The sequence below is a fragment of the Euzebya pacifica genome (assembly GCF_003344865.1).
Classification (GTDB): domain Bacteria; phylum Actinomycetota; class Nitriliruptoria; order Euzebyales; family Euzebyaceae; genus Euzebya; species Euzebya pacifica.
The window spans coordinates 2,030,094-2,050,293 of record NZ_CP031165.1; the positions used below are offsets into that span (position 1 = coordinate 2,030,094).

Below are 20,200 nucleotides of genomic sequence, written 5' to 3' on the forward strand. Positions count from 1 at the left end.
CCAATCTTGTAGCTTCATCGCGGCGGTTTCCGTTCTAGGCGGATCCGGGTGCAGAACGACAACGGGGGGTACGCCGAAGGCTTCGAAGTCCTTCGCGATCAACTGTTGTGGATGGAAGATGCTGTCAGACATAAAACTGAGGGTGCAGCAGGGCCAGAGTGGGTGTGTTCCACAGGCCTATTAGCCGCTCATGGAGGGTTTCCCCGAGTAGTGGAAGTGCATGGTTGCCTGCGGCAGGCGGTGCTTCGGGATCGGTGGAGATGAACGACCTCGGCGTCGGCACCGACCGAGAACCCGGGGGTTGGTGGTCGGCCAGAACGTAGCCGTGCGCGGTGCGGGGGTGCACGAGTACCTCGACGGTACCTTCCAGCCCGACCCGGTTGTCCGACACGTAGTTGGTCACCACGAACCCGTGGTGCTGTGACCACGCAGGCATGTCTACCCAATGTGTGAAGCCGTGCCTCCTCAGTGATACCCGGTTCTCCCGGATGAGGGCTGCCGATGACGGCTGCAGTCGGCCGAGAACAGGAAAGTCTGGTTGCCGGCCGAGTTCTTTGAATAGATCGAAGGCCGACCCGTAACCGTCCATGTCGGAGTGTCGGTGTGCCGCGTTGCCGTGAGTGGTCCCAACAGTTAGGTCCAGACCGGCAGCACGCAAACCTTCGAGCTCGTCGCACAGCAGGTCTTCGAGCCGTCGGCCTGACCAGCTAACCCAATGGTATGGGTCGACGTGCAGACCGACTTGATGGCCAAGTTCTTGAACCGCGAGCATAGCCTCCACCTGCGCGTCGGCGGAGTAGGACTTACGAGTCAATGGGTCATCCCGGACCATGAATAGCCATGTAGTAGGGACTTCCATGTCTGCTTCACGACGGGCCAGGTCCACGGCAGACTGAAGTGGGAGGGCATGAACGTCGTGCTTGAGTAGCCAGCAGGCGCGTCCCTGAATGACATAGTCGTCGAGCATCGAGGCGACCACAAAGTCCGTGCCAGTTCTCTTCAGATCGTCCAGCAGGCCAAGCAGCCAAGCTTGCCGGTCAGCGGGGGTGTGCTGTTCGGTGATCATTCCAGGATGGCGCGACGATGGGAGGGTTTCGGGGCTGCAGGCTTGCAGGTCTGCTCACGCTGGGGGAATCGGGCAATGGCACGTGGCCGAGACGCTTGACAGCTACTACGGGAGTTTGGCAACGATGGATTGACAGTATTGTTCACCCATGGGGCACCGGCTCTAGGTGTCCCGAGATCAGCATTGAGGGCATGTCCCTGCAGTTGCGTCCCCACTATTGCTTCTGAACCACGCGAAAGAGCGCCTTGTTGCCCGCGTCTCCCGCGCCCACAACCGATGGAGTGTTCGACGCGTAGCGCTCGATGGATCCGAATCGCTCAAGGAGAGAGTCGAGTTCCTCCACGGTGAACATGATGTCATAGTCGTTGGAACGGCCGCGGAAGGACTCCTGCTGGATGTTCTCGTGAACGATGAGGAGCCCCCCCGGACGGAGTGACTCCCAAGCCCGACCCAAGACTTCTCGAGTGTCCGCACGCGGAAGGTACAGGAGTGAGCCCAGCGCAGTTACTACGTCGGTTCCGGTCCAGTCGTAGGCCGACGCGCCGATGTCGGAGAAGGTGAAGCGGCCAGGTTGGATGCCGACTTGGCCTGCCACCGAGACGCCGAGGGCGCCGTAGTCCAGACGGCGGTCCAGTGCTACCGCGGAAGTCACGTCCGCGTCAGGGGCGAGCAGCATCTCCATCGGGACCCACCCAGGGCCCGAGCCGATGTCGACCATGGAGAGGGACTGTCCTCCGTGTCGCTGTCTGATGATGTGGGACAACATCCCGGCCTTGTAACCGATGCCCGTGAACCAGTACCGGTGGCTGTGGGAGATAGTGGAGATGTTCGCAGCAGACCAGTTGGGCGAGCTGATGGGGCGTCGTGATGTCCCGCTGACGATCGACGACAAGTAGTCGTCGGACCCAGAGGCCCTGGCCCTCATACGGGCCTCTTGCAGGATGAGGTGGCCGTCGTTCTCCAGGTACCACCACAGCAGCGACGCGGGGCTCTGGGGCTCGAGTCCTCCATCGATCCGGACCCATCCGCTCGACAGGCGCTCGACGGGTTGGCCCAACCACGCCTCGATCGCCTCGATCGTCATCAAGGCGGTGGAGTCGCCGGCTGGAGGACGAAGCCAGACAGAGCCGGAATCCTCGGTCGCCAGAAGAGCCGAGCACAGCACGCTCTTGGCCCACTCCAGACCTACGAGCCGGAAGGATCGAGTGATCGCCGCGCTCGCCCAACTCGCTCGCAGCGGGCGGTCCAGGACCGAACCCGTTTCACCGTTGACCTGCGGCGGTCCTGAAGGAATGGTGTCGAATGCGTGGCCGACGGCAGCCTGCGGCCTGTCGATTCCGATGGCGTCGACCACTTGGTCGAGCTCGTAGTCGAGCTTGGAGGCAGTGTTGAGGTACAGACCGAACAAGGGACTTCCGTGTCACGCAGGTTGACGAAATGGGGGCGCGCACTGTACCGCGCTGGCAGGGTCAGGCCATTAGCATCCTCCGGGATGCAGTCTCCACCAACAACCCAGCCGACCGACCTGACGAGCTGCCCGTGAGGGTGCACGTGTACACAGGGGAGGACGAGGCGGAAACCCAGCGCTACTCCTGCGGAATCTGGGTCGTCCTGGAGAAGCACGGCTTCCTGGACGTGACGGAGGGCCCAGTCAGCGGCGCTCCCCAGCGAGAGGGCGCCTGTGCCGTTGTGACTGCCGCCGCCGCATCCAGCATGTCGCTCGCGGCTCTCGCCGTCTTGCGAGCGGCGCACCCGGTAGTGGTGGTGGAGGGTCCGTGGTCTTCCGCACTGGCCGACGTCATCGGCACCTGCGGGGAAGTCGTGGCCGCCCGCGGGTCCGTCCGGGTGGAGGACGAAGCGCTCCGCTCGGAGCTGGAGGGGTGGCTTGTCGGAAGTTGGACGCCTTCGTACAGCGGGGCATCCTCCCGAGAGCTGACCCTCGCAATGACTCCTCGGGTACAGCGGCCCCACCGCCAGAGCGACGTCGCCGACCCGATGCACGAGGAACTCGTGGGTGCGGTCCCCGCGGACCCGTGGAGCATCCGGGCCACGACGCTGCCTGATCATTTCGAAGTCGTGGCGTCTGTCGCTGCCCAACCGCTGGTCGCCGAGGCCCCCGGCCTGGTCTTGCTGCCGCAGCCGCTCCTCTCCTACATCGTCGAGGACCATTCCGCGCGGGTCCTCCACGACGTGTACGAGTTCTCCAATGACAGGTTCGCCTTCGAGTTGCTGCTCCTGCAAGTCCTCACCCGTGCGATGACAGGACAGGGAGCGATCGTGGCGCGAATCGCCCCGTGGCCCGCAGGAAAGGACTATGCGCTGACCATCCGCCACGATGTGGATCGGCTGCCCGACGAGGAGGTCCTCGAATCCGTCCTGCGCCTTGAGGCGCAGTCGGGAGCGGGGGTGTCTGCCTACTTCCAGTCGCGAACCGCGGACGCCATTGTGGTCGACCGCTTCGCCGAGAACGGGGCCGAGATCGGCTGGCACGTGGCCCAGCTCTACCCAGACGGGGAAGATGAGCTCCGCCAGATAACGGGACTGGGGCACGATGTCAGAGGCGTCACAGTCCACGGCAACCAAGGCAACTATGGCTGGAGAGGCCTTCCGAACTGGCGCCGAAGCGAGTTGCTGGGCATGGCGTACTGTGAAAACTTGGCATCCACCCGATACCTGCCGAGTCGCGCTTTTGACCTCGCTGACGGCCTCGCTGGCGGCCGGGAGATCCTGGTGCTGCCTCACCACCACTCCCTCGATCGCGGCCTGAACGGCACATACAGAGACGAGATCCTCGCAGCGCTACCGACGTTGTCGGCTCTGGGCGCATACGTCGTGGTCCTCAACCACCCGGATATCAACGTTACAGAGCTTGGTGAGGTACTCGATGGCATGCCAGAACGGGCTTGGCAGGCAACCTCACGTGCTGTGACCGACTGGTGGACAGCAACGCACTACCGGGACAACTTGGTGATGCGGGTCCTCGTCGAGGATGACACGTCCTCGATCCATCTCCAAGGACGAACGGATCTGGAAGGCCTCGTGCTGGAGATCGCTGGACGGGTCACCGACGGACCCACGTCGACCTACATGGGGCAACGGCGCTCCCCCATACTGAACGGCGTTGTATCCCGCGTCCGCGTTGATCTCTCGCCCAACGGCATGGGTGTCGTGCCTTGCGACCCGTGGATGTCAGAACTCTAGCCTCTGTCGGCGGACCACTTCTCGTAGGAACTCACGACGTCGGCCGGGTCGCCCTCCTCGACGACCCGGCCACCTCTGAACATGACTGCACGGTTGCAGTGATCGCGAACAAGAGACAGATCGTGAGTGACAATCAGTTGTATGGATGCCCTGCTCAGCATGTCGTGCATGGCTGCTTCGGACTTCTTCTTGAAGGCCAAGTCCCCAACTGAGAAGACCTCGTCGATCAAGACGACGTCCGGCTCCATGGACAGGACGATGGCAAAGCTGAGCCGCGAGATCATCCCCGACGAGTAGTACTTCATCGGCACATCGATGAACTCCTCGACACCCGCGAACGCCACGATCTCGGGGACGCGGGACTCGATCTCGGCCGGTTGCATACCGATGAGAAGTCCCGACAGGAGGATGTTGTCGTGACCCGAAAGGTTGTTGTCGAACCCCGTCCCCAACGACAGGAGGGTCGACAACCGACCGCTCACAGCGACCGTTCCCGCATCAGGTCGATAAATGCCACTGACGGCCCGGAGAAATGTGGTCTTGCCGCTCCCGTTCGGGCCGATCAGACCGATGATGTCGCCCGACTCCGCTGCCAGGGACACATCCTCCAGTGCGGTGAACAGTTCCGGCGGGTTGCTCCGAATCACTCGTTTGGCCATCTGGCGCATCCGTCCGGCCGTGGTGAAGGCCTTGTCGTAGCTCAGCCGGAATCGAATTGACAGTCCCTCCACCACGACCTTGGGTTCTTGGTTGTCGACCATCAGAACGCCTTGGTGAACTTCGGTTCGGATCTGCCGTACAGGAGGTGGGCGGCCACCAGTGCGACCGCGATCGCTCCGGCGCTGACGATCAGGGACAGCCTCGGCGGTGCAGGGGTGCCGAACAGCGCGTGCTGGAGGATCCCGAAGACCGAGGCAACCGGATTCAGAAAGTACACAGTCTGCAGTTTCTCCGGGACGAAGTCCGTGGGGTAGATAACAGGGCAGGCGTAGAGGAGGAGTCGCAGACCGATGGGGAGTGCGAGTCGCACATCGCGAAGGAAGACGGTCAACGATGCCGCCGCAAGGGCGCAGGCCCACGCAAGCGTGGCAAGTGCGAGCAACGCGATGACGTACAGTCCCCAATCCGCCTCGCTGGGGTCCCCGCTGAGCAGGTAGAAGACGAAGAAGGCTCCCACACCCAACAGTCCGTTGGTCATGGTCTCGCGATACGACGCGCCGACGAAGATGATGGGTTCGATTCTGACCTGAAGGAGCAGTCGTTCCTGGGCGAGGATGGCTCCCGCGCCACCGGTGATGGCTTGGGAGAACATGGTGTAGTGCATGATGCCCGCCACGATGGTGAGAAAGGCACCACCTCGGTACGACTCTCCCTGTCCGAAGATCACGACGACCAGCAGATAGTAGATAGCAATCTGACTCGTCGGGGTGAGCAGGTGCCACAGGCGTCCCAGCACTGTCCCCGCGACGCCGGAGCGCCGTCGGCGCGCTGCAAGGAACGCGATCAGCGCACGTCGCTCGCGGATCTCCCTCAGGTCGACGACGAGACTCTTCACGAGGAACCGGCAGTGGTGTATGCCCCCACGTATGAGGGGCTCTCGAGGGAATCATAAAGCGACAGGAGGCGGGCTTCGTACTTGGCCCAGTTGTCCTGCTCGATGAACTCGGCGGCGTTGCAGCGCATGGTTTCGAGCGCCTCGGGCTTCAGGGCGGCGACCGCGTTGGCGATGCCTTGGGGTGTCGCTGGGTCATCGAGAAGTACGCCGATCTCGTTGCCGATGACGATGTCACGGAGGACGGGGTAAGGGCTCGCCAGGATCGGGACACCGGCCGTGGGGTATTCCCAGAGCTTGTTGGGGGAACAGAACCAATGGTTGAGGCAGACGTTCTCGTAGGGGATGACGCCCAGTGACGCGCCGGCTGTCCACTCGCGAAGTTCGGCGTGTGGGGCCCCCGGGATGAAACGTACGTGGCGTCGGTCAGGATCGACCTCGTCGGCGATGCGGAGCAGTTCGGGCTCGTAGGACCCCCACCCCATCATCACCAGGGTCCAATCGGACGGAAGCAATGGCGCCGACCGCACGAGGATGTCGAGGCCTCGAAACCGCGCGAATCCGCCTTGGTAGAGAAGGATCTGTTGCCCGTCCGGCACGTTGGCGGCGGCCCGGAGTCGACCGTCGTCGCGTGGGGGCCCCTCTGGACGCAGCACCGCATTGCAGATCACAGACCCCGAGGGCAGCTTCGGATAGCGAGCACGCAAGTAGTCGTGGATGGAATCGTTCACCGTGACGAAGGCATCCACCTGTCCGCTGACTCGTCGCTGCATTGCACGGAACCGTCGCCGCCGCCAGTCCGTCATCTGGCTTACTTCCTCGTAGATCTCGTGGGCGTCGTAGACCAGCATGGCGTTTGTCGCCCGCTTGACCCTGATGCCGACAGGCACTGTGATCAGGTCATGGCAGTGCACGACATCCGGTCCCCACGAGGACACGGCTGACTGAAGTTCTCGTTCGAGCGCTACCCGACCGAAGCGCCTCGCGAGCCAGACCCTAGCGGTCTTCCATACCCGCCCGAGCCAGCCACGCCTGCGGGTGAGTCGGCGTCGTACACCGGCGACCACTCGTCGGTGGTGCCAGCGAGGAAGCGTGGAGTTGGACGCGGGCAACGGGTGCCCACCAGCGCTCTCGACGATAGCCGCACTTCGAGAGAACCCCTCGGCCGCGGCGAATCCCAAGCGAGCCACGGCAAGGCCCGCCAAGGCCAGGACGAGGGCTGCGCTGAGAGGGGTGACGAGCCACTCGATGGCCCTGGCCGTGGCCCCGCCCAATGCGAGGGCCGCAGCGAGGAGAGGTACGCACAATGCCAGCGTCGTAGTCCGCAGGAATCGAGCAAGCGCTCGGAAGGACTTCGCTTTCCAGTCCACACGTACGATCCGGACGCCCGAGTCCCGGATGGTCTCCGGCGTGTTGTCGCGGTTGTCGCGGATCCCGAAAATCGTGACTTCGTACCCAGCGTACGCAAGGCTGTCGGCCTCCTTGAGCACCCGGGCATCTCTGGATACCGAGTTCAGGACGACTGCGGCAACCTTGGGCATGGTGAGACTCTTTCGTCATCGATGGAGATCGGTGTCGCATGGGCCCGCTGCCCAGCGTCACCGCCCTTCGTGCGCAAGCTGAACCTTGACCGATCGACGCAAGATCTGTCCGTCCAGCTTGAGGAGTGACCAAGGTGACCATGTCGCGAAGGCCTCCCAGTACTCCAGGTCGAGATCGTACTCCGACGGGCTCTGCACACCCTTGTAACTCTGTACCGGCCCGACCAGACCGCCGGGCATTTCGTACTTTCGCGTCCGTCCCATGTCGAGCTCGGCCTCGTAGGCGTCCAGCGGGTACGGCCGTGTTCCGATCACGAACATGTCGCCGGCCACGATGTTGAGGATCTGCGGAAGCTCGTCGAGGTACCAGTTCTTCAGCCACTCCCCGACGCGAGTGACCTGCCCAGCGCGCTCGAAGCGTTTGATGTGGGATGGGCCCTCGCCGAGCTGACCCAGGGCATCAGCGTCGATCGTGCGGAACTTCACCAAGTCGATCGCGCGCCCGCGGCTGATGCGCTGCTCGATGAAGAAGACGGGGCCGCGGGCGGAGCGGTCGAATAGCCCCTCTACCTTGATTGCGACCGCAATTCCGAGCATGAGGGGCGCCGCGGGCAACAGCGCAACTGCGGCGAGTCCTCGTTCGCGCAACTCCTTGCCCCGCCGCCTGACCATGGTCGGGTCGTGACGCTCCCGACGCCCGAGGCGAGGAAGACGCGGCTGGTAGCCCGGGGGTGACTGGGTGCTCATGGAGTCGACAAGTGTGGCAGATGGAAGGTGTGAGGCTGCGAGACCTCAAGCCACGGATGCATCGAAGTAGTCCTGTGCCAGCGACCATGCACCCTGACCGCAGGTCGAGCCGACAACTCGCCCCGCGAGGTCGTCTGCCCGGACGTGGATGCCCCCGTAGAGCCGTGAAATACCGGCTTGGTCCGCCGCGTCGTAATAGGACGCCCACTGGAGCACGACCGGCTCGGCGGGACCGGCCTCGAACTCGAGGCCTTCCGCATCGACGGTCCACGAACCGAGGCCGTCGGGGAACCACGGGCTGCCGGTGATGCCGGTCATGACTTCGGCGGCCGCACGGCTGAACGCGCTGTGCCCGGACACGTAGCCGGCGAACGCGGGTGTGACGAACGTGGCCCGCTGGTAGGGCACCCACTCGGTCGCCAGGATCCAGTCGACGCCGCCGACGTCGGCCTCGGGGTTGCGGGGATAGGCATCCCACGACCGCACCGTGACCTCGCCCACGTGGTCGGCCAGGCGCTCGTGGCGTTCGCCCTGTGCGCTCGAGGCGTCCGTCACGACTTCCACCAGCCCCTCCACCAGGGGAAGACCATCGGGGTGGTAGGAGGGACCGTCAGGATCGCTGGACTGCCCCAGCCCGCCCATCCACCGGATCATGGAGATCGGCCGGACGTAGTCGTAGTGGCCTTTGGCTCCCCAAGCGGCGATGGCGGCGTCGTGGGTGGCGCCGTTCAGCGCAAGGTACAGCTTGACGTCCCACTCCAGCCGGTCGACCACCGGTCCGTCTCCGCCGACTCGCAGCTCCGGGAGCGTGTCCGAGACGTTGTTGGCCAGCGTGTTCCAGTGTCCGGGAGGCGTCTCGGACTTGGGGCCGTCGGCCCAGTACTCAGCGACCACTCGACCGAAGTCGGCCAGCGGAACGTCCTGGGGTTCGTAGGGCTCGCCGGTCACAGGATTCAGGTCGTATCCATCACCGTCGTTGGCGCCGAGGGTGTTGTCGCCGATGGAGGCGGGTGAGATGTCTATTGCCTCGGTGTCAGCAGGGTCCAGCAGGCTGGAGTAGCGGATCACCTCCACTGCGGCCTCGCGGAACTCCGCGTCGGTGTCGGGGTCACCGAAGTAGGGCGGCGGACCGGGGTCCAGCGGTAGTGCCGCGCCGCCGTCGGGCAGCGCGAAACCTTCCACATCACCCCAGTGGGAGCCGACGAACGTCTGCGCGTTGGTCTCCAGGGGAATCTGGTTCTGTGTCGCTGCGACGTCGAAGGCCAGCGGTTGCCAGCGGTTCGGGTCGGCCATCTCGATCGGTCCGGTCCCGCGCAGGTCGAGGGGGTCGTTGGCCGGGGTGTAGCTGTCGTCGAGGTATCCGTCGGCCTCGCGAGCACCGTCATCGACGGTCGCATCGATCACGGCCTGACCGATCCGCCTGCCCAGCTCGGCCGCCGGCTCGAGGGTCGCTTCGAGGTCGCTCGGGGTGTGGCACAGGGCTGCCATCGCGGCGTCGACGTCGGCGAGCGTTTCCTCCGCGCCGAAGGAGTCAGCGTAGCGATGTCGAAGGATCCGGCTCGCCGCGTGGCTGATGGCGGCTTCCCGGGCAGCGGCGACATCGTCGGCGGTCCCGTCGAGGTCGACGTAGTAGCCAGCACCGGTCTCGTCGTAGGCAACCCACGCATCCCACATCGCGGCGGAGAGGTGGAAGAGGTTCCGGGCGTGCACGGTGGGTGCGGGAAAGTCCCGTCGGATGGCTTCCAAGGCCACCTCGTTCCAGACACGGGCCACCGACCAGCTCGGGTCCGTGGTCCGGTCACATCCCTCGGACGTCGACGGCTGCGGTGTCGCCGTGACGGTGGCCGTGACCGAATCCGGGCTCGGCGCGGGAGTCGAGCCGTCTGCGATCTCCTGCTCGGCGGTGCATCCGCCAAGCGCGAGGACAGTGGCCAGGATGACGGCGAACGCGGAACTCGTCTGTCGGGACACGCCGGGGAGTCTAGTCCTGTCCGTGGGGCCACCCGGCTACGCTGCCGGCTCGACGAAAGGACGAGTGTGCGTACCCGATTGCTGTCTGCAGTGCTGCTGGTCGTGCTGGGGCTGGCCGGTTGCACCTCCAGTGACCCCCTGGCGGGAGATGCGGTCCCCGAGGGTGAGGTGGCTGATGGCACCGAGGGCCCGTTCGGCGCGGCATCGGACCTGCCGGCGGTCGACGCGCCCGATGGAGTGATCGTCTATTCCGGCGTCGACTCGGAGGACGGAACCGCAACGGGGGAGCTGGTCGTTGCGCTACCCGACGGTGCGGAGGTCTATCGGGCCGAGGGTCGTGACACCCCGGCGTACGCGGTGGCCACCGGCTTCCCCGATCGCGCGTGGCTGGTTGCCGAGACCGAAGACGGCCTCGTGGACATCGGGTTGCTGGACGCCACAGCGTTCGGCGTCCGCTCCCTCGACCTGCCCCCGGCCCCGTGGCAGGTGCCCCTGCCCGGCACCGCACGCAGCAACGGCCGCTACGCCGCGCTGCTCGCCCCTGGTGAAGCCGTCGCCCTCGTGGACGTCGGCGGTGGAGCGGCCCTCCTCCTCGACATCGTCCCGGAGCCGGAGGTGGCGTCGTTGTCTCCCGACGGAACTGCCCTGCTGGTCGCGGGCGCACAGGGGGGCGCGCTGGTGGACACCGCCGATCCCACGCGGGTGCTGCCGCTCGACGATGCTCGACCTGTCGAGTGGCTGGGAGGCGGCAGCCAGCTGCTGGTCGAGGGGCCGCCGGGGGTCGGCGTGCTGACCCTTGCCGACGGCAGCATCAGCGGAACCGATCTCACCGCCCCCGTAGGTGCCGTGGCCACTGCCGACGACGTGATCCTCGTCGATGTCGATGGGCAGTTGGGTGTCACCGACCTCTCGGCTGCACCACCGACGATCATCGCCGACAGCGTGGGTACGCCGCTCGTCGTGGACCCCGCTGGCGCTGCCGTCGTCATGCCCACGGAGTCCGAGCTGCGGTGGATTCCGCTCGACGGCAGCCCCTCCTCGGTGATCGGCCCGGCGGAGCTGCAGCCGATCGCCTGGCCCGGGCCGAGTGGCCCCAGCGTGGCCTGGTTCGCCGTGCCCGACGGTCGTGGGACGCCGCTCGTCGGGGTGGACCTGAGCACAGGCATGGCCGTCAACGTCACCGCCGGGGAAGAGGACGCCTGGGCGACGTTCGATTCCACGAGCCTGCAGCTGTCGAGCGACTGGCGGACCGGTCTCGTGGCGTTCCGCAACGGCCAGCAGGCGGACCTCGTCTACATGGGCCTGGACCGGCCGCCATCGGTTGTGGCCAGCGGCCCCGACGTCACCGGGTCGCTGTCTCCCGACGCCACGCTGGTGGTGTCCTCGCGCCCGAACGAGGACGGGGTTCCGATCGTGGGCCTCGGCGGTCCCGCGGGATCGTTGGTGGTAGAGGTGGGGCCCGGACTCGTGCCGACCTGGCTACCGGTCGATCAGTAGCCCAGATCTCCAGAGAGAACGCAACGATGCATCTTTCACACCGCTGGCTCGTCGGGCTGCTTGCCCTTGCCGTCGCCGCCGCGGCCTGCACCGGTACCGACCCGTCGTCCGACGGAGACGAGGTCGTCGCGGATGGCATGTCCGGTCTGGACACGGCCCTCGACACGCCCACGGCCGAGCAGCCCCTGCAGGTCGGCGCATCGGCGACACCGGAGGCTTCCGAGAGCACGGGCCCAACCTCTGTCGTGGTCGACGCACCGGATCGGACCTACGAAGGTGACGTCACCCTCGGCTTCACCGACGTGACGGACCAAGCCGGGGTCGGCCTGCTGCACGAGAGTCCGCTGGACGACAAGGAGGACGGTCGCCGGTTCATGGGCGGGGCTGCTGCCGGGGACCTCGACAACGACGGATGGACCGACCTCTTCGTGCTGGGGGGCGGCAATATCTCCGACGCGCTGTACCACAACAACGGCGACGGCACGTTCACCGATGTGGCCAGCGCGGCTGGAGTTGACGAACCACACGTCGGGGCGGGGGTGACCATGGCCGACTACGACGGAGACGGCTGGCTCGACATGTACGTCACGAGTCACGGTCCGCCCGAGGCGCGCGAACCCGGCCGACACCGGCTGTGGCACAACAACGGGGACGGCACCTTCACCGACCGGGCAGCCGAGGCAGACGTCGCGTGGACGACCAGCGTGTCAGCCGATGGCTTCGGTGCCGCGTTCAGCGACTACGACCTGGACGGCGACCTCGACCTGTTCGTCGCCGGCTGGCGGAGAGGCACCGACAGCAACCGCCTGTTCCGCAACGAAGGTGACGGGACCTTCGTCGACGTCACCGAGGACGTCGGGATCATCAATGAGAACGTCCGCGGGTTCGGACCCTGCTGGACCGACCTCGACGACGACCGCGATCCGGACCTGCTGCTCGTCGCCGACTTCGGGACGACGCAGGTCTACATCAACGACGACGGGACCTTCCGCGAGGTTCGCGACGAGATGAACATCGGGCTCAACGACAGCCAGTCGATGGGGACGACTGTGGCAGACATGAACAATGACGGGCTGCTCGACTGGTATGTCACCGCCATCCACGATGACGACGACGTCGGCCGCGGCCTCGGCAACATGCTGTTCATGCGGCAGGCGGATGGCACCTTCCTGGAGCGGAGCGCCGAGCTGGGCGTCGACGACGGCGGGTGGGGGTGGGGCGCCGTCGATGTCGACCTCAACCACGACGGCTGGCTCGACCTCGTCGAGACGAACGGCTGGTCCCTCCCGTCATACGAGAGCGAACCCTCCAAGGTCTTCCTGAGCCGAGAGGGCCAGTCATTCGACGAGGTGGCCGCTGACGTGGGACTCGTACACGACGTGGACGGCCTGTCGGTTGTTCGGTTCGACATGGACAACGACGGCGACCAAGACATCGCGATCACCGCTGCCAACGAGCGGTTCTCGCTGTTCCGCAACGACATCGACGGCGCGGCCACCAACTGGCTCCGTGTCGTGCTCGACACCTCGGGGTCGGACGACCTAGCCCCGATGGGATTCGGGAGCAGGGTCACGGTGTCCACGGGCGCTGAGGAACAGCTGCGGGCCCTCGACGGCTGCGCCAACTACCTGAGCAGCAATGAGCCGTCCCTGCACTTCGGCCTCCACGACGCCGACATCGTCGACGAGCTGACCGTCGCGTGGGCAGACGGCTCCACGACAACTTTGTCCAACGTGCCGGGCAACCAGACGCTCGTACTGACGCCCGAGGAGTAGCTGAACCCGTCGGGCAGTTGTTACAGCTGTGCGACAGCAGCGCGACGAAGGGTTAGGTTCACGGGGTCCTGGTGGATCCGAAAGGCGTGGTGAGGGAAACATGACTCTTCGACGGGTGTTCGTGCCTGTGTTCGTGCTGGCCCTGGTGTTGCTGGCGATGCCGCCGGCGGTGAGCGGGGATCCCATTGCCCGACAAGGACCTTCCGACGACGAGAGTCGCGGTCTCGGGAACGCCGACGCCGAGCAGTCGGACTCCCAACCGCAGACGTCGCGCTTCGATGATCCTGCGTTTGCGGACCAGCAGATCCTCGACGACCTCATCGTCGATGGCAGCGCGTGCGTGGGTCTGGACTGTGTGAACGGTGAGTCCTTTGGCTTCGACACCATCCGACTGAAGGAGAACAACCTCCGGATCCGTGCCTTCGACACCTCCAGTACGGCGTCGTTCCCCACTGTGGACTGGGAGATCATGTTCAACGAGTCCTCCAACGGTGGGGCCAACGTCTTCGCAATCAATGACTTGGATGCCGGTCGCCGTCCGTTCTCCATCGAAGCTTCGGCTCCGTCCAACTCGCTCTACGTCGACGACGGCGGTCGCATCGGCTTGGGCACCAACACGCCAGTCACCGAGATCCACGTCAAGGACGGCGACAGCCCAACCCTTCGTCTGGAGCAGGACGGGACCAGTGGGTTCACGCCACAGACCTGGGACGTGGCAGGCAACGAGACCAACTTCTTCATCCGAGATGCAACGAACGGCTCCAAGCTTCCGTTCCGCATCCGTCCCAACGCCCCGAGCAACTCCATCTTCGTGGACACCGACGGCGATATCGGACTGGGCACGAGTTCGCCGGCCAGTCAGCTGGACATTGTCCGTGCCGGGAACGTGGAATTCAGGCTTGCTAACACCACCTCAGGGGAGACTTGGAAGGTGTTCACGCGGCCTGTAGGTGACTCTTCCGAGGGAATCGTAATCTCGCGGGATTTGTCAGGTGAGCAGGAGTTGCGAATCACTCCGACCGGTGCCCTGGTGATCCCGGATGCTCCGATCCCGACTGTCGCTGCTGGCACGATCTACTTCGACGGCAACACCTTCTGCGGCTACGACGGCACCGCTTGGCGTCCCCTTCAGGCCGCCGGCGACCAGACCTGCAACTAGGGCAGGGCGGCTGACCATGCCGCGGGATCGCCGCCACCTGGCACGCGGGGCGCGTGCCACCACCCTTGTCGGAGGGGAACCGAACATGTCTGTACGACACCTGTTGCTCATCTCGGTCCTGGCGGTGGCGATGCTCGCCCTCCCGGCCGCGCCCGCATCCGCGGGCGTCACCGTTGACCTCGACCTTGCTTACGCGCCGTCGACCATCGGCCCGGGCAGCACCACTCGCGCGACGTTCACGCTGACCAACAACGGCGATTTCCCCGTCGAGAACGTTGGCTTCGACCAGACGTTCGGTACCGAGGGTGAGATCGTGGTGCAGACCCCCGGCTCGGAAACGACCTCGTGCACGGGCGGCAACGTCACTGCCGTTCCCGGCAGCTCGTCCGTGTCCCTCAGCGACGCCGCGATCGGGGCGAACGGGTCCTGCACCGTGGCCGTCGACGTGACCAGCAGCGTGGTCGGCACGCACACCACGTTCGAGACGACGCCCTCCTGGGGCAACGACCTCGGGTTCGCGCAGCAAGCCGGCGGCGTCGACCTGACCGTCGACGCCGGTCGGCCCGGCATCACCAAGTCGTTCTCGCCGGCGACCGCGACGCCCGTACGTGGGCTGGCACCCAGCTACGTGCAGGGTGACGACATCTTCGTGGAGATCGTCTTCGACAACGGGCTCAACAGTGGGTTTGCCTTCGGACTGTCGGTCGTGGACAACCTCCCCGCCGGACTCGTCGTTGCGGACCAGCCCAACCCCGCCACGAGTGGGTGTGGGGATGCGCGGGTGGAGGCATCCCCAGGTGACACTGCGGTATCCGTCTCGGGTGGTCTGGTCGACGCGGAGTCGATGTGCGTCGTCCGGGTCACGCTCACGGCCGAGGGCCCGGTCCAGGGACCGAATCGCAGCGAGATCGCCACGTCCTTCGACCAACAGTCCAACGCCGATCTCCTGGGCTTCGCGGTCGCACCGATCGAGGTCGAGGCACGATCGTTCCGCAAGGCGTTCCTCACCAATCCGGTGGCACCGGGCGGGGTGGCGGAGGTCCAGTTCACCGTCCAGAACGTCGGGGGCGCCTTCTCCGGTGGCGCCTTCACCGACGACGTCGACGCCATGCTCGCGGGCACCGAGGTCCTCGGTCCCCTTCCCGCCACACCGTGCGGTCAGGGCTCCGAGCTCAGCGGCAGCGGCACGGGACTGCTGACCCTCTCCGATGCGAACCTGCCCACCGGCGAGACCTGCACGTTCGAGGTCCTGCTGCAGCTCCCGGGCACGGGTGAGGCTCCCGGCGACGTCCTGCAGAACGTCACCTCCGAGTTCACGGCCACGCTGACGGGCGATCCCGGAGACGGGGGTCGGCCCGGCGGCGACGGCCCCGTCGTCCTTCCTCCCGCGGCGGACGATGTCGAGATCGGCTACGTCCCGACGCTCGTCAAGAGCTTCTCCGAGGACCCCGCTGCGGCAGGCAGCACGGTCACCATGACGGTTGAGATCGAGAACCTCGACCCCACCAACGCGATCACCGACATCGCGTTCGCCGACAACCTGTCGGCGTTCGTCGACGGCTCGACCCCGTCCAACATCCAGCCCGCCACCAACCCGTGCGGCGCGGGCTCGGGCGCGACCCTGTTCACCGACATCGACGACTGGTTCCTCCAGCTCACCGATGGGTCTCTTGCCGCCGGCGAGACGTGCAGCTTCACCGTCGACCTCGACATCCCGCAGGGCGTCGGTGCTGGTATCTACACCAACGTGGTCGAGGACTTCACGGCCAACACGGGCTTCATGACCGTCGTCGGACATGCCCTTCCGGAGACGCTCGAGATCGTGGCGGCGCCCTCCCTGGTCCTGGACGTGCTGGAGGACTCCGTCCTGCCGGGCGAGGATGCCACCATCCAGCTGGAATTGACCCACGCGGACACCGCGCCCGGTGACGCCACGGACGTCGGCTTCACGCTTGACCTTCAGGCTGCGCTTCCCGGCCTCGTCGGCACCAACGGCACCGTCAACGACCTGTGCGGGCCCGGAAACGGAACGCTGAGCGGCGACGTCGTCCTCTTCGTGTCGGGTATCACCCTCCAGCCGGGACAGACGTGCGCGATCACCGTGACGGCCGCGGTGCCGAACAACGCAGATCCGAGCCCCACGACGCTTGACTACGTCGTCCAGACCAGCCCGGTGTCGGCCAGGATCCTCGGCATCCAGGCCATGAGCACGCCGGCATCCGACGTCCTCAACGTGCCTGGCCTCGTCGTCACCAAGGACTTCCTCGACGACGGTGTCATCGCCGGTGGCACGACGGTGCTGCGGTTCACACTCGCCAACGTGACGCCCGGCGCCGACTTCACCTCCATCCAGTTCAGCGACGACCTCGACAGGGCGCTCGACGGCATGGCCGCCCAAGCACCGCTGCCCGACACCTCGGCCTGCGGGGCCGGGTCGTCCCTGACCGGAACCGCTGTGCTCCAGTTCGGCAACGGTGAGCTCGCGGCCGGCCAGGGCTGCACGTTCGACGTCACCGTGCAGGTTCCGGCAGGGGCTGCGGACGGGACGTACACCAACACGACCAGCGATCCCTTCTACATCGCCGGCGGGGCGCGGTTCGCCCGTCCGGCCCGCGACGCCCTCGAGGTCACCAGCACCCTCATCTCGTTGACCAAGACCTTCACCGGCTACCCGGTGCGGGCTGGAGAAACCATCGGACTGGAGTTCACGCTCACCAACCTGGACAGCACCAACCCGCTGACCGCCATCGAGTTCACCGACGACCTCGACGCGGTCACCCCGGGACTCCAGGCACAGGGACTCCCCCAAGCCGACGTGTGCGGTGCGGGTTCCGAAGTCAGCGGTACCAGCACGATCTCGCTGACCGGGGGCAACCTACCGGCGGATGGGTCGTGCACGTTCACCGTTGACGTGGTGGTCCCCGCGAGCCTTGCCTCCGGCGGGACCTTCGTCAACACCACGAGTGTCGTCACCGGAACCGACAGCGGCTTGGCGGTGACGGGCGACCCCGCGACCGACACGCTCGTCGTGGCCGGTCAGGTCGGGTTCGTGAAGGCCTTCGACGGACCCACGGTTGCCGGCGGCACCGTGGAGCTGACGTTCGACCTGTCAAACGACAGCCCGACGGACACGGTCGCGCAGCTGCAGTTCGCCGACGACCTCGACGCGATGCTGTCTGGACTGTCGGTGACCGGCAGCCTGCCGACGACCCCCTGTGGCCCGGGCTCGAGCCTGTCCACCACTCCAGTGCTGACGCTGAGCAACGGGACGCTCGGACCGGACACAGCCTGCTCCTTCTCCGTGACCCTCCAGGTCCCCACGGATGCGGCACCCGGGACCTACCCGAACCAGACGTCGGACCTGCAGTCCGGCGGCATCCCCGTTGCCCAGCCGGCCGAGGACGACCTGCAGGTCGAACCGCCCCCGACCTTCGACAAGGTCTACGTCCCCGACGTCATCGGGCAGGGCGACACGACGACGGTCACCTACACCATCGACAACTCCGCCAGCGCGCTCGACGCGACCAGCCTGGACTTCACCGACACGCTGCAGCCGGGAACCACCGTCGGTGACCCCGCCAACGCGGCGACCGACTGCACCGGCGGCACCCTGACCGCCGTCGCCAACGACTCGAGCATCAGCTACACCGGTGGCGCCGTCGCTGCCGGCGCGAGCTGCACGGTGACCGCCGACGTCCTCGGTGTCACCGGCGGTGTCTACGTCGACGACACCGGTGACCTGACCAGCTCCTCCGGGAACTCCGGCCCTGCCACCGACACCCTCGAGGTGGGCACTCCGCCCACGCTGTCCAAGGCGTTCGCCGACACGGCCATCCAGGTCAACCGCACCACGACCCTGTCGCTGCGGATCGACAACACCATCAACGGTGCAGCCGTCACCATCGACGACCTGACCGACAACCTGCCCGCGGGCATGGCCGTCGCCCCGACCCCCAACACGCTCAGCTCCTGCATCGGTGGCGTCGTGGATGCCGCCGCAGGGTCCACCACCATCGGCTTCAGCGCCGGGCAGGTGCCCGGCGCGGGAACCTGCCAGGTCGATGTCGACGTGATCGCCACCGCCACCGGCACCCTCGTCAACACGACCGAGCCGCTCCGCACGGGCGAGGGCAGCTCACCTGCGGCCCAGGCGACGCTGGAGGTCCGTGCGACCCCACCGGCACCCGCCAGCCGTGAGGGCGACCTGTCCATCAGCGGCGAGGCCCGCCCGACGGTGATCGCCCCCGGGTCCGACACCGAGGTCGTGCTCACGATCACCAACCTCGGGCCGTCGGCGACGACCGGCTCGATCACCTGGACCATCCCCGACGGTGTCGTCCTCGACGACGTCGTGGGGTGCACCCTCGCCGACGACGGCAGCTGCAGCATCCCGACGATCCAGCGAGACGACTCGATCGAGGTCCGGCTGTACACCACGCACCCGGCCGCCGGAACCGACACCATCGCGGCGGCGGTCACCGGGATCGACGATCCGGTGAGCGACAACAACAGCACCGAGGTCGACGTCGTCGTCCGTTCCCTCGGCTCGGTCGCCCAGTCGCTGATCGAGGCTGCCATCGCAGCGTCGCAGGAGCGCTTCAGCGGCGCCGGCGGGTTCGCCGGTGACGGCGACGTGGCCCGCCAGGCCGATCATGTGGTCCTTGCCCGTGTCGACGTCTTCGCCGACGCCCTGGCCGGCAGCGTCCTGACCAAGGACGCCCCGCTGCTGTTCACCAACGGGATGTCGCTGGACCCTGGGACCGGCAACGAGATCCGCCGCGTCCTCGCGAGTGGCGGCACGGTCTACCTGCTCGGTGGGGTCGCGGCGCTCTCCTCGGAGGTCGAGGCTGCCGTCGGTGCGCTTGGCTACACGCCGGTCCGACTGTCGGGCCCGACCCGTATCGAAACCGCCCTGGCGGTGGCTGACGAGGCACGGACGCTGTTCGGTGGCACCGACGTCGGCATCGCCCGAGCGTTCGGCACCGAGGGCAACGAGACGGCCGCATGGGCCGACTCCGTCACCGGTGGTGGCTGGGCAGCCGACACCGGCACACCCATCGTGCTGACCCCGACCGCCAGCCTGCACCCCGCGGTGGCGGCATGGGTCGAGGCAAACGCGCCGATGGAGCGCGTCGTCCTCGGCGGCACGGCAGCCATCTCCGAGGCGGTCGCCACAGCGGTGAACGCCACCGATCGAGTGGCCGGCGACGAACGCGCGGGGACCGCGGTCGCCATCTCCCGCGAGCTCCGTGGTGTCGAACCGGACGGCAGCCGGTCCTACCTGCTGATCAACGGCTTCGACGACGACGGGTGGGGCTACGGCATGATCGCCGCCGGCATCAGCGCCGACACCGGCGCCCCCGTCCTCGTGACGCAGACCGACACCGCACCGCCGGCCACCGAGGCCGAGGTCGACTCCTGCGCACAGGAACCGGTCAGCCTTCGCCGGGTCGCCCCGACGTCACAGCTGACCGACGCCCTGCTGACCATGCTCGACAGCCTCGACGCCGAGGACTGCCCGGGCCAGACCGGCAGCGGCGACAGCGACGGCGACGGCGGGGGCGGTGCCGCAGCCAGCGATGGTGGCGGTGCCGCGGCACCGTCGGACCAGGACCGGCCAACGCCCTAGGCACATCAACATCGACCGGCCGCCCACGGGCGGCCGGTCGCATTTCCGACATTCTGAACCGC

General features: G+C 66.6%; 12 protein-coding genes. 5 read left to right on the plus strand and 7 right to left on the minus strand.

What is annotated here, in order from left to right:
- Positions 1-124 precede the first annotated feature (124 nt).
- Complete coding sequence (locus tag DVS28_RS28285; protein WP_164710194.1) at positions 125-1,066, minus strand: hypothetical protein; 942 nt, start codon at positions 1,064-1,066, stop codon at positions 125-127.
- A gap of 214 nt (positions 1,067-1,280) precedes the next feature.
- Positions 1,281-2,474, minus strand: coding sequence for a class I SAM-dependent methyltransferase (locus DVS28_RS08460; RefSeq protein WP_114591067.1), 1,194 nt, complete (start codon positions 2,472-2,474; stop codon positions 1,281-1,283).
- A 131-nt stretch (positions 2,475-2,605) separates the two neighbouring features.
- On the opposite strand from DVS28_RS08460, the gene DVS28_RS08465 reads away from it, so the two are divergent.
- Positions 2,606-4,267: a hypothetical protein gene (locus DVS28_RS08465; protein WP_114591068.1), complete on the plus strand. Its 1,662-nt coding sequence runs from the start codon at positions 2,606-2,608 to the stop codon at positions 4,265-4,267.
- On the opposite strand, the gene DVS28_RS08470 is transcribed toward DVS28_RS08465, so the two are convergent.
- The 5 genes from DVS28_RS08470 to DVS28_RS08490 are packed head-to-tail and all read right to left on the minus strand — an operon-like array spanning position 4,264 to position 10,078.
- On the minus strand, positions 4,264-5,028 hold the full coding sequence (locus tag DVS28_RS08470; protein WP_114591069.1) for an ABC transporter ATP-binding protein: 765 nt from the start codon (positions 5,026-5,028) through the stop codon (positions 4,264-4,266). The two genes, DVS28_RS08465 and DVS28_RS08470, sit on opposite strands and share 4 nt — an antisense overlap.
- A complete protein-coding gene (locus tag DVS28_RS08475; RefSeq protein ID WP_164710196.1) occupies positions 5,028-5,822 on the minus strand; it encodes an ABC transporter permease in 795 nt (264 codons plus the stop codon). The genes DVS28_RS08470 and DVS28_RS08475 overlap by 1 nt, the downstream gene beginning before the upstream one ends.
- A complete protein-coding gene (locus DVS28_RS08480; RefSeq protein ID WP_114591071.1) occupies positions 5,819-7,360 on the minus strand; it encodes a glycosyltransferase family 4 protein in 1,542 nt (513 codons plus the stop codon). Before DVS28_RS08480 ends, DVS28_RS08475 begins: the two co-directional genes overlap by 4 nt.
- A gap of 57 nt (positions 7,361-7,417) precedes the next feature.
- Positions 7,418-8,107: a sugar transferase gene (locus DVS28_RS08485; protein WP_114591072.1), complete on the minus strand. Its 690-nt coding sequence runs from the start codon at positions 8,105-8,107 to the stop codon at positions 7,418-7,420.
- Between the two features lie 45 nt (positions 8,108-8,152).
- Positions 8,153-10,078: a vanadium-dependent haloperoxidase gene (locus tag DVS28_RS08490; protein ID WP_114591073.1), complete on the minus strand. Its 1,926-nt coding sequence runs from the start codon at positions 10,076-10,078 to the stop codon at positions 8,153-8,155.
- Positions 10,079-10,144: 66 nt separating this feature from the next.
- Between DVS28_RS08490 and DVS28_RS08495 the strand changes: the two genes are divergently transcribed.
- The 4 genes from DVS28_RS08495 (at position 10,145) to DVS28_RS08510 (ending at position 20,138) form a co-directional block, all read left to right on the plus strand.
- The gene (locus tag DVS28_RS08495) at positions 10,145-11,575 is read left to right on the plus strand and encodes a hypothetical protein (RefSeq protein ID WP_164710198.1); all 1,431 of its coding nucleotides are present in this window, start codon (positions 10,145-10,147) and stop codon (positions 11,573-11,575) included.
- A 26-nt stretch (positions 11,576-11,601) separates the two neighbouring features.
- Positions 11,602-13,350, plus strand: coding sequence for a CRTAC1 family protein (locus tag DVS28_RS08500; protein ID WP_114591075.1), 1,749 nt, complete (start codon positions 11,602-11,604; stop codon positions 13,348-13,350).
- Positions 13,351-13,450: 100 nt separating this feature from the next.
- Positions 13,451-14,509: a hypothetical protein gene (locus DVS28_RS08505; protein WP_216826487.1), complete on the plus strand. Its 1,059-nt coding sequence runs from the start codon at positions 13,451-13,453 to the stop codon at positions 14,507-14,509.
- An 85-nt stretch (positions 14,510-14,594) separates the two neighbouring features.
- Complete coding sequence (locus DVS28_RS08510; RefSeq protein WP_164710200.1) at positions 14,595-20,138, plus strand: DUF7933 domain-containing protein; 5,544 nt, start codon at positions 14,595-14,597, stop codon at positions 20,136-20,138.
- Positions 20,139-20,200: the final 62 nt, after the last annotated feature.